A 14,971-nucleotide genomic window follows, 5' to 3' on the forward strand; every position below is an offset into this window, starting at 1 on the left:
GCAGTAGTAAAAATTTCTTTTAGAAAGAAAGTTTAGATAATAAAGCTTAAACAACACTGTTCCTCTTAAAGTATTATTTTTCTAAAAAGCAGTGTCCTTAAAAAGATAAGTTCCTTAAAAAACAAAAAGCCTGACCAATCAGGATGCCCGCGATATACTTTTCCTCCTGCCCAGATGCTAACGCGTTTGGGTATTTTTTTATTTGTGACTGTGGTCGTTTGCATCCTTAGCGTTTGGGAGCAAATAGGCGATACAACTGAGTATTTATGCACACAATGTAAATTTAGTTGTGGTAAATATGGATAAAATAGTCAATTTTTAGTAAGGTGAGCAGGCAAATAGAGTCGTTGCCAAATAGGTCATACGAGCGCTATCAGAGATTTATTTAATCATACTCATTCCACAGTGGCTTTACTATGAAAACCCAAACTATGACATCCGAAGCGACAACCCCGATGATACAAGATAGAGAACCCCAACCGATGACCTTTCAAGATTTAATCCTTACCCTACAAAATTATTGGGCCGATAAAGGCTGCGTGGTGTTGCAACCCTATGATATGGAGGTTGGCGCGGGTACTTTTCATACCGCGACGTTTTTGCGTTCATTAGGTCCTGAGCGTTGGAATGCCGCTTATGTACAGCCGTCACGCCGCCCAACTGATGGTCGCTATGGTGACAACCCAAACCGTTTACAGCACTATTATCAGTTTCAAGTGGTACTCAAGCCCAATCCGCCCAATATTCAAGAGTTGTATTTGGACTCACTACGCGCCATCGGTATCGATCCGTTGGTGCATGATGTCCGTTTTGTGGAAGACAACTGGGAGTCACCAACGCTTGGCGCGTGGGGGCTTGGTTGGGAGATTTGGCTAAACGGTATGGAAGTGACCCAGTTTACCTACTTCCAGCAAGTAGGCGGTATCGAGTGCTTCCCAGTCACGGGTGAGATCACTTATGGTCTTGAGCGTTTGGCCATGTATGTGCAGGGCGTCGATAGCGTTTATGATTTGGTGTGGGCAGATGGTGAGTTTGGCCGTGTCACTTATGGTGATGTTTTCCACCAAAACGAAGTTGAGCAGTCTACTTATAACTTTGAGCACGCTGATGTGCCGATGATGGGCGAGATGTTTGATTTTTATGAGCAGCAAGCAGACAAGTTGGTCGAAGCAGGACTGCCGTTGCCAGCTTATGAGATGGTACTAAAAGCATCCCACGCCTTTAATTTGCTCGATGCGCGCGGTGCTATTTCAGTCACGGAGCGTCAGCGTTTTATCTTACGCGTACGTACGCTTGCGCGTAAGGTCGCTTTTGGGTATGTCGAAGCACGTGCCAAACTGGGCTTCCCGTTAGCAGATGAAGCGCATCGCCAAGACGCGCTTGATAAGTATTTGCCAAAAGAAGACGTGGCAACAGAAGACTTAGAAATAGAAAAGACTGACAACAATCAGTCTACTAATAACCAATCTACTAACAAGAAATAGGAGCATCCCATGAGTACTATTCTATTTGAACTGGGGTGTGAAGAGCTACCTCCAAAAAGCCTAAAGCCGTTACGTGATGCGCTACAAGCAAGTGTCACTGAGCAATTAACGGACGCGGATATCAGCTTTGATAGCATCAAAGCCTTTGCAGCCCCGCGTCGTTTAGCGATTCAGATTCAGGGCATTAGCGACAAGCAGCCTGATCGCACTGAGCAAAAACGCGGACCAGCAATCAAAGCGGCGTTTGATGCCGATGGCAATCCAACACGTGCGGCGATGGGTTTTGCCAAAGGTTTGGGCATTGAAGCCAGCGAGCTGACAACCATAAACACCGATAAAGGTGACTATGTCGGCTATGAGCAAACCATTCATGGGCAAGCCACCACTGAGCTGCTGCCTGCTATTTTTCAAACCGCGCTTGATAATTTGCCCATTGCAAAGCGTATGCGTTCAGGCGCATCAAGAGATGAGTTTGTGCGTCCAGTACAGTGGGCGGTATTGATGCAGGATGATGCCATCATTGATGCCACTATCCAAGGACACCAGACGGGCACGCAAACCCGTGGTCACCGTTTCCACAGCCCTGACTATCACACTATTGCTCATGCGAATGATTATGAGCAGCTGCTCGATAGTTTAAAAGTCGTGGCAGATTTTGATAAGCGTCAAATGCTAATCAAAAACCAAGTCAAAGCGTTGGCAGATGAAGTCAACTCTGACGCCATCGTACCGCAAGATTTATTGGACGAAGTCACCGCATTGGTTGACTTCCCGATTGCGCTACGGGCAAGCTTTGAAGCACGTTTTTTACAAGTGCCACAAGAAGCGCTGATTTCTACCATGCAAGCGGATCAAAAATATTTCTGTCTAACGGATAAAGCAGGCAAGTTGCAGCCTTACTTTATTTTCATTACCAATATCGAGTCCAAAGATCCCAATCAGATCATTGAAGGCAACGAAAAAGTCGTGCGTCCGCGTTTGGCTGATGCCGAATTTTTCTTCTTACAAGATCAAAAACAGCCGTTATTTGCACTCACAGAGAGCCTCAAAACTCGTGTGTTCCAAGATAAACTAGGCACCATCTGGGAGAAATCTGAGCGTATCGCCAAGCTTGCCGCCTTTATTGCTACCTTAATGCAACAGCAAGGGCGTGAGATTAGCGTTGATGAGACAGTACGTGCTGCGATATTGTCCAAAGCAGATTTGGCAAGCTCACTCGTTGGTGAATACCCTGAACTGCAAGGAATTGCAGGTACTTATTATGCGCGTCTGAACGGAGAGCCTGAAGCGGTTGCGGCCAGCTTAGAAGAGCAATATCTGCCAAAGTTCAGTGGCGATGTCTTACCGCAGACACCGATTGGGATTTGTTTGGCGTTGGCGGATCGTTTGGATACGCTGGTTGGTATTTTTGCTATTGACCAAGCACCGACGGGTTCAAAAGACCCGTTTAGCTTACGCCGTTCGGCCATCGGTATCTTACGTATTTTAATCGAAAAGCAGCTACCCATTAACTTGGTTGCACTGGTTGAACAAGCGATTAAAAACTACAGTGATGCTAAAGGCAGTAAGATTGCTAAAATGGGTGATACCTTTACCCAGGTAATGGCATTCTTAAACTCACGCTATCGTGCGATGTACACCGAGCAAGGCGTTAGCGTTGATACGATTCAAGCGGTACAGGCAATCAATCCGCATATGCCGCTTGATTTTGACCAGCGTATTCGTGCGGTACAAGCGTTTAGTGAACTGTCACAAGCCTCCATGTTGGCCGACTCCAACAAGCGCGTGGCTAATATATTAGCCAAGTCAGAAATGAATGTCGCTGACACTGTTGATGAGGCGCTATTGGCTGAGCCTGCTGAGCAGAGCTTATACAGCAGCGTGCGTGAGGCGCAGACGGCAGTGACTCCGCTACTCGAAAAAGCGGACTATACGCAAGTGCTGCAAACGCTTGCCAGCTTAGATGAGCCATTGTCCCAGTTCTTTGATAATGTGATGGTCAATAGTGAAGATGATGCTTTGAAGAATAATCGCTTAGCATTGCTAAAGCAGGTTCGCGCCTTGTTTTTAACGGTGGCTGATATTAGTGAGTTACAGTTATAATCTGCTGAAAACCAATCACTGGTTTAATGGATTGGTTATACAAAAAACTGGCTTTGTATGGCCAGTTTTTTATCCCTTACCGCGCTAATTTATACCCGAAGGAGTACTGCCGTGTTTGGTGTTATTATTGTCATTCTTATGATTTGGGCGGTGATGTGGGCATTTTATAAGTTTATGTACCCGCGTCCACCCAAAAGCATGATGCCAAAAAAAGGCGATGTCACCACCCCGCGTACCTGTGATTTTTGCGGCAATAGCTTGGCAGAATATCGCGGTGTACTCGAGACCAATCCAGAGTTAGCCATAACGGATGAGAGCGGTATTGACAGTAAGAAGGAATTGTTCTTTTGCAATTACGAGCATCAGGCCGACTTTCATGCAGGCAAGGTCTATCAACCTCACGTGTAAGTAGATCGTTTGTCGCTTATAGTTGATCCACTTTAAAAAGGTCACCGTTCTGCTGGATTGACTATAGGTACAAAAAAGAAAAAGCGCTTAGCTTGATTGGCTAGGCGCTTATCTGTTTAAGAAATCACTATCAGCTTACAAAATCGACTGTGCGTCTTTCATGATTTTATTGAGTAGGGCTTCAGACTGTTTGTTTTGCTGTAAGCGATCTTCCTCACTTCTTTTATTTGCGTCGATTTTCTCATACAGATTTAAGCAGCACAGTACCAGTATGCTTTCTTGGCTGAGGCTAGGGGCGTCTCTTTTTAGTTCAAGGGTATAGTTATTGATATAAGAGACCGCTGAAAGCAGCTCCTCTTGTTCGTGTACGGGGCAAAAAATTGGATAGGTCACGCCCGCAATTGCAATGTCTACTTTTTTGATTTGGGGTTCAGGGTTTTTGGTCATTTTATTAGTCGGCTGCGATTGCAGTCCTGTACTTTGTGCTTGGTTGTCTTTGATTTGAGGGTTTTTGGGCTGTTTTTCTATAAGTTTGCTTTGGTCATCGGTCATGATAAATCCTACAATATTTAGTCAGTAAAGGGTGTGGTATAAGGTAGTAAAAATAGAGTGGCACCATTCGATAAAGGATAGGGTTTTTATCTATTTTGACGACTCATTAACCTTCTGCTTGGTCGATACGGGTTAAGCGTTTTAATACGACCTGTGTGCGCTCAGCGGCCAGTTGATTCTTTTTTTGTAGTTCACTATTTTGTTGTTTGATATCGTGATACTGCTGCTTTAACTCATTATTTTGCTGCTGCAGTTCGCTGTTTTGTTGTTGTAGTTGGCTGATCTGTTTTTGCAGCTTGTCTTGCTCTTCACCAATCATGTGATGCGCTTCTGCAAGGTTTTGGTAGCGTTTATCGAGATCGTTCAGTTGTTTTTTGGCACCGTCACGTTCTGTATGGCTGGTATTGAGCTTGGTTTTTAGGGCGGCAAGCTCTTGAGGATCAGTAACAGGGTTTTGTTTAAGACTGCTAAGTTCAGCACTGACAAGCTGATACTGTTTTTTGATGTCGAGTACCATTTTTTCTAATATTTTAAGTTGATCATACATAGTCAGTTTTTATCCTTAACAAGTAAGCGTGGATGAATTTTGTTTTCTGCGTTTAATAATGCCATAGGTGACCGCATAATATCTATATCAACAAAGTAATTACACGTATTAGGCTTGGTCTTTTTACGGTTACTAGCCGTGGTTTTGTCAGTGACATTGCACGGCGTCTACTTCTATTTTTTCAGCAATAATCAATCACTAGGACATCTATTATGAATGACAATATATCTGGCTGGAATACTTGGCTGACCGCTTTTGATGACTGGACTGATGTGTCTATCAGTGAGGTACACGGTTTGATGACAGGGCTGATGACGGCTTGTAATGCCCCTGACGAAAAGGTATGGGCGAAGGTGTTTGAGGAGTTGAGTTTTGCGCCATTACCAGAGCCTGCTTTGACCTTATTGGCTGAAGAAGCGGAAGATACCGTGTTTCAGCTTAAAGACAAAGATGATGCCTATTCTTATATGCCGCTGATACCTGATGATGAACACGATTTATACGAGCGCGTGATGGCATTGAAACAGTGGGCGAATGGTTTTATGACCGGCTTTGGCATTACCGACTGCCGTCTCACCAGTGAAGAAAATGAGATGCTCTCGGATTTGGCCAAAATTGGCGCGATACGCCTTGAAGACGATGAAGATTTTGAAGGTGGTGAAGAGTCCTATCTATATATCTATGAGTTTGCGCGTATGGTGCCAGTGAGCTTTGCCACTCGTAAGCGTAAGCCAGTCAAAGACATCGCCCTCATCTCTGGACTTGCTCTCGATGCCAAAACGACTCAAGAGCTACAAGCAGAAGGTAAGCTGCCAAAACCAATGCCACCAGTCGTTGATGCGATGAACCAAAATAATCCATCGTAGATGATGTGATTTGATAAGACAAAAAGACTCGCTTTTTTATCTTACATCGTGATAAGGATATTTCATGACTTCTCTCAACAAGAATCAGCTAAAAAATGTGTCTTACCCTAAACAAAGCATCGATTGGCTAACCCGTTTGATTGGCTTTGATACCGTCAGTCGGCACTCAAACTTAGACCTCATTGAAGATGTGCAAGGCTACTGTGAGCATTTGGGTCTAACGGTAGATTTGACCTTCAATGAGGCCAAAAATAAAGCCAATCTATTTGTGACCGTGCCAGCAGGAGAAAACGCGGATAAAGTGGACAATGGGCTGGTACTGTCAGGGCATACGGATGTGGTGCCAGTTGATGGTCAAGAGTGGTCATCAGATCCTTTTAACGCGGCGATCCGTGGTGACAAGCTATACGGGCGCGGCGCTTGTGATATGAAAGGCTTTATCGCTTGTGCGTTGACGCTACTGCCACAGGCTGTACAGTTATCAAACAGTGGTCAGCTACGTCGTCCATTGCACTTGGCGTTGTCATTTGATGAAGAGGTGGGCTGCTTAGGTGCACCCTTGATATTAGCTGATCTAAAAGCGCGCGGTATTACGCCTGATTATTGCATCGTGGGTGAGCCGACCAATATGGCGATGGTGGTCGCCCATAAAGGCATTGCTGTTTATCGTTGCCGTGTACATGGTAAGTCTGCGCATTCATCACTGACGGCGCAAGGGGTCAATGCCATCAGCTATGCCAGCCGTTTGATCGGATACGTCGATACTTTGGCAGAAGAGATAAGTTGTCGCGAAGACAATGATGCGCTGTTTGATGTGCCTTATTCGACCTTATCTGTCGGCACCATCCACGGTGGTACAGCGACCAACATTGTGCCCAATCTGTGTGAGTTTACTTTTGATTACCGCAATTTGCCGCATATGACGCAAGACGATATATTAGCACCGATCCAAGCAAAGGTGGCAGAGCTGAGCGCACAAATGCAAGCGCGTGCCCCAGAGACAGGGATTGAGCTGATGCAAGAAGAAAGCGTGCCGGCTATGACCGATAACGATAGCGCTGAGCTACAAGCGTTAATAGCGGCTCTAACGGGGGATGATGACCGTCACAAAGTGGCTTATGCGACGGAAGGTGGTCAGTTTACCAATGCAGGTATTCCAACGATTATTTGTGGCCCTGGTAGTATTGAACAAGCTCACAAGGCGGATGAGTATGTTGAGCTTAGCGAAGTGGCACGCTGTGATGAATTTTTACAGAAGTTGCTCACAAGCTGTACGCTCAAGTAATCTATAAAAAGCGCGCTGTCCATTTTTGATATTCGGTAGTCGATTGCTTAACATTTTTTATAAATAACGACGTAGGGGTTGGCTGATGTCTTGGCATCTGTTTGCGGTATTTTTTGCAAGTACATTTTTGATTTCAGCGACCCCAGGTCCGAACATGCTATTAGCGTTTCAATATGGGATGAATTATGGCGTGAAGCGTACGCTGTGGACGCTGGCGGGCTTGAGTCTTGGTTTGTTTATTTTACTGCTCTCAACTTTGCTAGGTTTGGATGTTATCAGTCGCCAATCGCCTTGGTTGCTGACGGTGATCAAAGCGGTAGGAGCGGCCTATTTGATTTATTTGGGGATCAGCTCGTGGCGTGATGCTGGTGGTAGCTTGATGAAGGATGCGCGCGAGATGAGCGAGGAAGTCGCCATTGACTACCTTGCCTATGACGAAGCTACAGCTGATACCCCCAAACCGCGCTCGCTCTCTAGTGCTGCGGTTACATTTGCCCCAAGTAATATGACGTTGTTTCGTACGGGTGTTTGGGTGTCTTTATCCAACCCAAAAGCCATCTTGTTCTTTGCTGCTTTCTTCCCCAAGTTTATCAATTTTAGCGCGCCGTTATGGCCACAATACATTTTATTGACCATCGGATTGTTTTTCAGTGAGACGATTTGGCAGATCGTTTACACCCTAGGCGGTAAGAAGCTGGCAAGCTGGCTGGATGTTGGCAGTCGCTTGGCTTGGCTTAACCGTGGTTGCGGTGTCATATTTATAGTGATTGCGGCTGCGCTATTGGCTGAAGTTATAAACAGTTTTATGGTTTAAAATATAGTCGATTCATTTTGAGAGCGACACAGGACGATTATGAGAGATTTTTACAGCTTTATGTGAGCGAGCACACTTCGAACTGGCGATAAAAAAGCCGTTCACTATATTTATAATAGTGAACGGCTTTTTTATTGATGCACACTCAGCTTTTAAACATTTAAGCCAATACCTCGATTAGCTCACCCTTCACCATATGCGGGCTGACAAAATCAGTAACGCGGACACTAACGATTTTACCGAGCAGCTCATTCATTTGCTCTTCATCGTACGGGAACATAACCGTACGTGTATTGTCTGCCGTACCGATTAAACAATCAGGGTGACGGTTGGCAATTTGTTCAACCAACACGCGAGTTGTGGTACCCACCATCTCATGCGTTTTAGCAAGTGTCGAGTCGATGATAACCTTTTGAAACTCAGCCAAGCGTGCTTTTTTGGTCGTGAAGCTGACATCATCTGGCAACTCTGCGGCTGGGGTTCCCGGACGCTTAGAATAAATAAAGCTATAAGAGTGATCGAAGTTTAATTCTTTTGCCAAGTTCAACGTTTCTTGGAAGTGTTCATCTGTCTCACCTGGGAAGCCAATGATAAAGTCGCTAGACAAGTGGATATCAGGACGAATGGCTTTTAGTTTATTAATTTGATTGATGTAGACATCAATGGTGTGGTTACGCTTCATAGCAGCCAGAATCGCATTGGAGCCACTTTGTACGGGCAGATGTAAGTGTGACACCAGCTCTGGCAGCTTGGCATAAGCGTCAATGATATCGTCGGTAAACTCGAGCGGGTGGCTGGTGGTATAACGTATACGCTCAACGCCATCGACATGCGACACATAGTGCAATAGCTCGGCGAAGCGGCAGACACTGCCATCGTCTTTTTCGCCACGATAGCCATTGACGTTTTGGCCCAACAAGTTGATCTCACGGATACCTTGCGCCGCTAAGCTGTCAATCTCAGCCAATACATCATCAAGTGGGCGCGACAACTCTTCACCGCGGGTATAAGGAACGACGCAGAATGAGCAATATTTTGAGCAACCTTCCATAATGGAGACAAAGGCTTTATAGCCTTCTACTCTTGGTTCTGGTAGGAAATCAAATTTTTCAATACTTGGGAAGGATACGTCAATGGTGCCGATACGGTTCTTAGGAGAGACATCGCGCTGCTCGTTCGATTGATCATATAGCTCTGGCAAACGGTGTAAGGTTTGCGGGCCGAACACCATATCGACGTATGGGGCGCGCTTTTGAATGTTATCGCCTTCTTGTGAGGCCACGCAGCCGCCAACCCCGATGACTAGGTCGGGACGTTTTTCTTTTAGTTTGCGCCAGCGACCCAGTTCTGAAAAGACTTTTTCTTGCGCTTTTTCACGAATAGAGCAGGTGTTCATCAGGAGTACATCGGCTTCATCGATATCGTGTGTCACTTCCATGCCGTGTGAGTCACCAAGTACGTCAAGCATCTTGCCTGAGTCATAGACGTTCATTTGACAGCCTTGAGTGGTGACAAAGACCTTTTTAGGAGGGGTACTGTGGACAGGCGATTGCGCTGAACTTGGTTCTTTGAGTGCAGTGACAGCAGGCGCGGCAGCAGTTGTTTTAGCAACAGCAGCGTCATTATTAATGCGGGGATTAAATACAGTAACACTCATAAGGATAAGTCCATGATTGACTAAAAATATAGCGGGGTAGCCGATTAACAGGTGGCGTATTTTATCACAACCCGCTCCCAATGTGAAAAATTAGCACGGGCAATTTAGGACCATTATCATAGATAATTCATAACAGTATCAAATGTTTACTGGGATTAGCAGCGCTTTTAGTAAAAACTACCCGCCACTATCACTTCTATGTTACACCGCGCTGTCCTATTTATTAACGAAAGGTAAAGGTGATGGTTGAAAGTGCAACGAGTATAGTATGATAAGCGCCATAGCCTTAGCGGTACTCGGCAATTCGTGGTTTATAAATGTGTAGTGATATAATAAAGAGAGACAATATGACAAAGTTGCGCGTTGCTCATAGCATCAAGGATAGAGAGTCGACTGATCAAAAGGATGGTGCAAAGCGCCTCAAAGCAAGTCGGCTAAGAGTGAGTGCGCTGAGCTTGGCGACGGCAGTCAGTGTGCTAGGATTGTCGCAAGTTGCTTGTGCCGAGCTGTGGGGCGATGATCAAGAGGGCTATCAGCAAGATCGCAGCTATCAACAAGATAGTGGTGCAAGCTCATTTACCGCGGCAGCCATTGCGGCAGAGCGCGGCGACATGAGTGCCCTTTACAGTTATGAGCAAGCCATGAGCGGCAGTCTGTTTGCCATGTATCCGACTTATTGGCGGATGAATTTAGACCTAAACTCGCAAAGTGCAGCTGCTGTGTCACAGTTTGTGCGCCAGTATCCCAATACCGTGATGGCAGAAAAGCTGGTGGCTGATTTTGCTGAAACCAAAGCGGGTTCTAATGAATACGCATCTGTCAGACAAGTGGCAAATCTCATTACCAATGCTGATGCAAGCGAGCGCTGTGCCGTGGCGCTTGGGTTTAATAACGGCGGTGATACCATGCGTGCCATGGCAGCAAAGTCAGATGTTTGGCTCACGACCATGAAACAGCCAGCCTTGTGTGAGCAGTTGGCGATGGAGATGAATAATAACGCGCTGATTAGCAATCAAGATAGGGCGGCTCGTCTTAAACGTATGCTACGTATCGGTAAGACGGGTGACATCATGGCATTGTCATCACGTCTTGGTACGCCGATTGCTTATTCAGCACTAAGTGACATTCAGCTGAATCCATCTTCGTTCTTTAGCCGTTTTGGCCGTGAGCCTGCCAGTCAAACCAACCAATATCTGTATTTATATGCGTTGGGACGTGTGGCTGATAAGTCTTATCGTGAAGCCGCGCTCCAGTTAGATTTTGATATCAAGCAAGACAACCAGCGCTCAATCAGATTGTTGAATGATGAGACCCGTCGTTATGCGTATCGCATATTGGGGGTGAAGCGCATGAACTATAACACTGATGATGGGTTTAGCGCTGAGGCGGTTGACTGGTTTCGTAACAGTTTAGACGATGACTTTAACTTTGAAGAAGCGGAAGATTACGCCATGGCGGCGATTCGCTTTGGCCGCTGGGATGATGTCGTTGAAGCTATCTCCAAGATGGATAGTGAAACCCAAAAAGACAATCAGTGGCAGTATTGGCTGGCACGCGCTTATGAGCAGTCAAGCAATGCCAATAAGCGCAGTATCGCTAAAAAAATGTATCAGAACCTAGCAAAAAGTAACGATTATTATGGACTGATGGCAAAAGATAAAATCGGTCAGCGTTTTGATGCCAGTCGTTTGGGTGGTCATCATTTACCAAATGTCAGTAATGCTGACCGTGCGCGTGTCATGCAAGATGCAAACTTCGCTCGTGCTTTTGCCTTATATAATGCGGATGTCAGCCGTGCCTATGCCAATCGTGAGTGGAACTGGGCGGTGAAGCAGGCGCGTGACAATCGTGATGATAATTTAATCGTAGCTGCGGCTCGTCAAGCCTATGATCTGGGCTGGCTCGACCGTGCGATTTATGCCATTGATAATACTGATAGAGTCGATAGCTTGGCCCTGTCGCATCCAATGCCGCACCAAGATGCTGTGGTACGTTATAGTCAATCGGCAGGTATTGATCCTGCATGGGCATATGGCATTATGCGTCAAGAAAGCCGTTTTGTGACCTCGGCGCGCTCAAATGTTGGCGCTAGTGGTCTGATGCAAATCATGCCGGACACTGCAAAATACGTTGCCCGTCATTTGGGCGAGACCTATAGTGCCAGCCGCGCCAACAGTGGCGATACCAATATCCGTTATGGTACTTGGTACATGGGTGATATTTTTAAAAGGTTGAACCAGCAACCTGCGGTAGCAACGGCTGGCTATAACGCTGGACCGAACAATGCCAAGCGCTGGCAGCCCGCTTACGGATCACTAGCAGCTGACCAATATATTGAGTCGATAGCGTTCCCTGAAACGCGAAACTATGTCAAACATGTGATGGAAAACGCCACTATTTATAGTAGCTTATTAGGCCGTAATCAACCCATTAGTCAGCGTATGGGCACGGTTCCTGCCACGTTTTGATAGCCACAGCTTTGTGCGCCATAGACCACTAATGATTTATCTTTAGTGGTCTATTTTCATGTTCATATTGGCCTGTTTCCTAACGATAATGATAATGTTTACGTTTCTGCTATAGATTAAAAAAAACGTTTTGCTACCATTGCGTTAATTAGTGCCTTTAATTCGTGCTGATCAATCGATATCCATATTTTTTGTTAGCTCTATTCTTATGTTTGTGCGTGTTTAGTCTTGCGCGCTACGATCTAAGTTATAGTCCATGTTCTATCATTGCTAGATGCCTTCAGCCCTTATGATCAAAAAATATTTACGTCTGTTCCTATTATCAAAAGTGAGCCATCTCTCATCTGTTCAGGTGCAGGGACGTTCGCCCGTCAACCTGATCCCAACCCTTAATCAATCGACAATATTTTTCAAAAATAAACCTATCCAGCTCTTAGCGCCAGCACGCGCGGGTTTGATAGGCAAAAAGCCTACTGGCTATATGAATATTACCATGAGTATTGGCACGTTATTAATATTGCAAAGTGTCATGCTGCTGCCAGCACACGCTGCTAGCACTGCCAAAACCGGACAGCGTGTATTAATGGTTGAGATGACGCCGGCATTATGTAGCCTACAGCCAACGCGGGCTCGTATGCGTCAGTGTCTAGAAGGCTATTCATTAACGGTGTCAGGTTTGGACATGGGGTATGGTGAGCGCTGTGGGCGTGGAAGTGAACCGAGGCTGACACCGTTACAACTAAAAGTCGTCAACCGTGTCATGCCAGACACAACAGTGCGTAGCCAAGCATGGCAGCATTATGGTATCTGTAGCCCGCTTAGTGCCAGTAGTTACTTTCGACAAATTACCAACTATGCTGGTGCGTTAAAACTACCGGCGGAGTTGAACACTGGTAACAGCTATACGGTCTCTAAATCACGCTTTATCAATCAAATGACCCACCTAAATAGGGGCATGTCTTCGGCTAGTATTGACTTGGTTTGTCAGGCAGGCAATCGCCGTCAGCAAACCTTGACTGAAATCCATGTTTGTTATGAGGGCAGCGGCTTTGGTACTTGTCATGATGTTGTGGACAACTGTGGCAGTAAATTTGTCATCTCAGGCGGTAAATAATCTTTTTTATGGCTTTTTTTAACGGCTCTTTCATATTTATAGTTTCTTTTAAGGTTGTTTTGATAGTTGCTTTTACTGTTTATTCTGAGGCTGCTTGGGGTAATTTTAAGTAAAAACGGATCATATCTTCTGCCGACGCTAAGCTTGTTGCCGATCTCCATACGGTTTATACAAGCGAACATTACCCAACTTTTAAGTGTCTCCAGCGCTTTATCTGTATAAACCCTCGATTGTTTTAAAACCTGTCACGTATAAAATGTAACAATATAATGAGTAGTAGGCGTCTCATTGTCTCTAGACGATTTACCGAACGAAGTGCTACACTAGCTCTCGGTTTATACATGCTGCTATGCGGCAAACAAGTCGATGTCTAAAATGATAATCGTTCATTAGAATTATCTAATAATTAATTAGGGAGTATTCAATGTCAATGAAACAGCCTTTACGTGTTGCCGTCACTGGTGCCGCTGGTAATATCAGCTACGCGATGCTATTTCGTATTGCGTCTGGTGAGATGCTAGGTAAAGATCAGCCAGTTATTTTGCAATTGCTTGAAATCACGCCAGCTCTTGACGCCCTAAAGGGTGTGGTCATGGAATTAGAAGACTGTGCATTCCCATTATTGGCGGGTATCGTCCAAACTGATGATGCTAATGTTGCGTTTAAAGATATCGATTATGCTTTACTGGTTGGCGCACGTCCTCGTGGCCCAGGTATGGAACGTAAAGATTTGCTAGAAGCCAACGCTGCGATTTTCTCAGCGCAAGGTAAAGCATTAAATGACGTCGCAAGTCGTGATGTAAAAGTATTGGTTGTGGGTAACCCTGCCAACACGAATGCACTGATCGCTCAGCGTAACGCACCAGATCTTGATCCACGTAACTTCACTGCGATGACTCGCTTGGATCACAACCGTGCCATGGCACAGTTGGCTGAAAAGACTGACAGCACCGTCAATGACATCAAAAAAATGACGATCTGGGGCAACCATTCATCAACTCAGTATCCAGATTTAACCGCTTGCACTGTAAACGGCAAGCCTGCGCTAGATTTGGTTGATCGCGCGTGGTACGAAAACACTTATATCCCTGAAGTACAACAGCGCGGTGCGGCGATCATTAAAGCTCGCGGTGCTTCTTCTGCGGCTTCTGCTGCTAATGCTGCTATTGCACACATGCGCACGTGGGCATTAGGTACGGATGAGAACGATTGGGTATCAATGGGCGTTTACTCAAACGGCGAGTACGGTATCGCGGAAGGCTTAATCTACTCATTCCCTTGCACTTGTAGCAATGGCGACTGGTCTATCGTAGACGGCGTTGATGTGTCATCAGATTTCTCTAAAGAGAAAATGGCTGCGACTGAGCAAGAGCTTAGCGAAGAGCGTGATGCGGTTGCACATTTGCTACCATAAGTCAGTAACCTGCTAAAGTTGTCATATAGAAAAAGCCCTTTATTTGAACTGACCCCCATAAGTTGGACACAACTTATGGGGTATTTTTATGCGTTACGATCTGGACTTTAAGCTCAAAGTCATATCATACTATCGGCAAGGACATACCGGAGTCGCAACAGCAAAGAAGTTTGGACTTGATAAAAAGATAATCTCTAGATGGATTAATCAATACAAAAGCGGCGGTATAGAGGCTATCAAGCCAAAGGCGAGTAAAACT

The 14,971-nt window shown here is 45.5% G+C and carries 13 protein-coding genes; 10 read left to right on the forward strand and 3 right to left on the reverse strand.

Annotated features, from left to right (window positions below):
* The first annotated feature begins 482 nt into the window (after positions 1 to 482).
* The 3 genes from glyQ (at position 483) to B2P60_RS07450 (ending at position 3,995) form a co-directional block, all read left to right on the forward strand.
* Entirely contained in the window at positions 483 to 1,484 is a 1,002-nt protein-coding gene (gene glyQ / locus B2P60_RS07440) for a glycine--tRNA ligase subunit alpha (RefSeq protein ID WP_286740336.1), read from the forward strand.
* Positions 1,485 to 1,493: 9 nt separating this feature from the next.
* On the forward strand, positions 1,494 to 3,587 hold the full coding sequence (gene glyS, locus B2P60_RS07445; protein WP_286740319.1) for a glycine--tRNA ligase subunit beta: 2,094 nt from the start codon (positions 1,494 to 1,496) through the stop codon (positions 3,585 to 3,587).
* 111 nt (positions 3,588 to 3,698) lie between these two features.
* Entirely contained in the window at positions 3,699 to 3,995 is a 297-nt protein-coding gene (locus B2P60_RS07450) for a hypothetical protein (RefSeq protein ID WP_404815009.1), read from the forward strand.
* Between the two features lie 135 nt (positions 3,996 to 4,130).
* Here B2P60_RS07450 and B2P60_RS07455 read toward each other — a convergent pair whose 3' ends face one another.
* Positions 4,131 to 4,547: a cell division protein ZapA gene (locus tag B2P60_RS07455; RefSeq protein WP_286740322.1), complete on the reverse strand. Its 417-nt coding sequence runs from the start codon at positions 4,545 to 4,547 to the stop codon at positions 4,131 to 4,133.
* Between the two features lie 106 nt (positions 4,548 to 4,653).
* Positions 4,654 to 5,094, reverse strand: coding sequence for a hypothetical protein (locus B2P60_RS07460; protein ID WP_193005310.1), 441 nt, complete (start codon positions 5,092 to 5,094; stop codon positions 4,654 to 4,656).
* A 212-nt stretch (positions 5,095 to 5,306) separates the two neighbouring features.
* On the opposite strand from B2P60_RS07460, the gene B2P60_RS07465 reads away from it, so the two are divergent.
* The 3 genes from B2P60_RS07465 (at position 5,307) to B2P60_RS07475 (ending at position 8,059) form a co-directional block, all read left to right on the forward strand.
* Positions 5,307 to 5,960, forward strand: a complete 654-nt coding sequence (locus tag B2P60_RS07465; protein WP_193005311.1) for a UPF0149 family protein — start codon at positions 5,307 to 5,309, stop codon at positions 5,958 to 5,960.
* 64 nt (positions 5,961 to 6,024) lie between these two features.
* A complete protein-coding gene (gene argE / locus B2P60_RS07470) occupies positions 6,025 to 7,245 on the forward strand; it encodes an acetylornithine deacetylase (protein ID WP_286740325.1) in 1,221 nt (406 codons plus the stop codon).
* Positions 7,246 to 7,330: 85 nt separating this feature from the next.
* Complete coding sequence (locus B2P60_RS07475) at positions 7,331 to 8,059, forward strand: LysE family translocator (protein ID WP_193005313.1); 729 nt, start codon at positions 7,331 to 7,333, stop codon at positions 8,057 to 8,059.
* 160 nt (positions 8,060 to 8,219) lie between these two features.
* Here B2P60_RS07475 and miaB read toward each other — a convergent pair whose 3' ends face one another.
* Complete coding sequence (miaB, locus tag B2P60_RS07480) at positions 8,220 to 9,716, reverse strand: tRNA (N6-isopentenyl adenosine(37)-C2)-methylthiotransferase MiaB (protein ID WP_286740327.1); 1,497 nt, start codon at positions 9,714 to 9,716, stop codon at positions 8,220 to 8,222.
* 347 nt (positions 9,717 to 10,063) lie between these two features.
* Here miaB and B2P60_RS07485 point away from each other — a divergent pair, with 347 nt between their 5' ends.
* From B2P60_RS07485 to B2P60_RS07500, 4 genes are all read left to right on the forward strand, one after another.
* Entirely contained in the window at positions 10,064 to 12,184 is a 2,121-nt protein-coding gene (locus B2P60_RS07485) for a lytic transglycosylase domain-containing protein (RefSeq protein WP_286740329.1), read from the forward strand.
* 289 nt (positions 12,185 to 12,473) lie between these two features.
* Positions 12,474 to 13,298, forward strand: a complete 825-nt coding sequence (locus B2P60_RS07490; RefSeq protein ID WP_286740331.1) for a hypothetical protein — start codon at positions 12,474 to 12,476, stop codon at positions 13,296 to 13,298.
* Positions 13,299 to 13,722: 424 nt separating this feature from the next.
* Positions 13,723 to 14,712, forward strand: a complete 990-nt coding sequence (locus tag B2P60_RS07495; RefSeq protein WP_193005317.1) for a malate dehydrogenase — start codon at positions 13,723 to 13,725, stop codon at positions 14,710 to 14,712.
* A gap of 88 nt (positions 14,713 to 14,800) precedes the next feature.
* On the forward strand, positions 14,801 to 14,971 hold a 171-nt coding region (locus B2P60_RS07500), incomplete at its 3' end, for a helix-turn-helix domain-containing protein (RefSeq protein WP_286740340.1).

The sequence above is a fragment of the Psychrobacter sp. UBA3068 genome (assembly GCF_002366815.1).
Taxonomy (GTDB): Bacteria; Pseudomonadota; Gammaproteobacteria; order Pseudomonadales; family Moraxellaceae; genus Psychrobacter; species Psychrobacter namhaensis.

Bases quoted from the DNA above. Each gene is read 5' to 3' on its own strand.
- glyQ (WP_286740336.1), top strand. From the start codon at position 483: ATGACCTTTCAAGATTTAATCCTTACCCTACAAAATTATTGGGCCGAT.
- glyS (WP_286740319.1), top strand. From the start codon at position 1,494: ATGAGTACTATTCTATTTGAACTGGGGTGTGAAGAGCTACCTCCAAAA.
- B2P60_RS07455 (WP_286740322.1), bottom strand. From the start codon at position 4,547: ATGACCGATGACCAAAGCAAACTTATAGAAAAACAGCCCAAAAACCCT.
- B2P60_RS07460 (WP_193005310.1), bottom strand. From the start codon at position 5,094: ATGTATGATCAACTTAAAATATTAGAAAAAATGGTACTCGACATCAAA.
- B2P60_RS07465 (WP_193005311.1), top strand. From the start codon at position 5,307: ATGAATGACAATATATCTGGCTGGAATACTTGGCTGACCGCTTTTGAT.
- argE (WP_286740325.1), top strand. From the start codon at position 6,025: ATGACTTCTCTCAACAAGAATCAGCTAAAAAATGTGTCTTACCCTAAA.
- B2P60_RS07475 (WP_193005313.1), top strand. From the start codon at position 7,331: ATGTCTTGGCATCTGTTTGCGGTATTTTTTGCAAGTACATTTTTGATT.
- miaB (WP_286740327.1), bottom strand. From the start codon at position 9,716: ATGAGTGTTACTGTATTTAATCCCCGCATTAATAATGACGCTGCTGTT.
- B2P60_RS07485 (WP_286740329.1), top strand. From the start codon at position 10,064: ATGACAAAGTTGCGCGTTGCTCATAGCATCAAGGATAGAGAGTCGACT.
- B2P60_RS07490 (WP_286740331.1), top strand. From the start codon at position 12,474: ATGATCAAAAAATATTTACGTCTGTTCCTATTATCAAAAGTGAGCCAT.
- B2P60_RS07495 (WP_193005317.1), top strand. From the start codon at position 13,723: ATGTCAATGAAACAGCCTTTACGTGTTGCCGTCACTGGTGCCGCTGGT.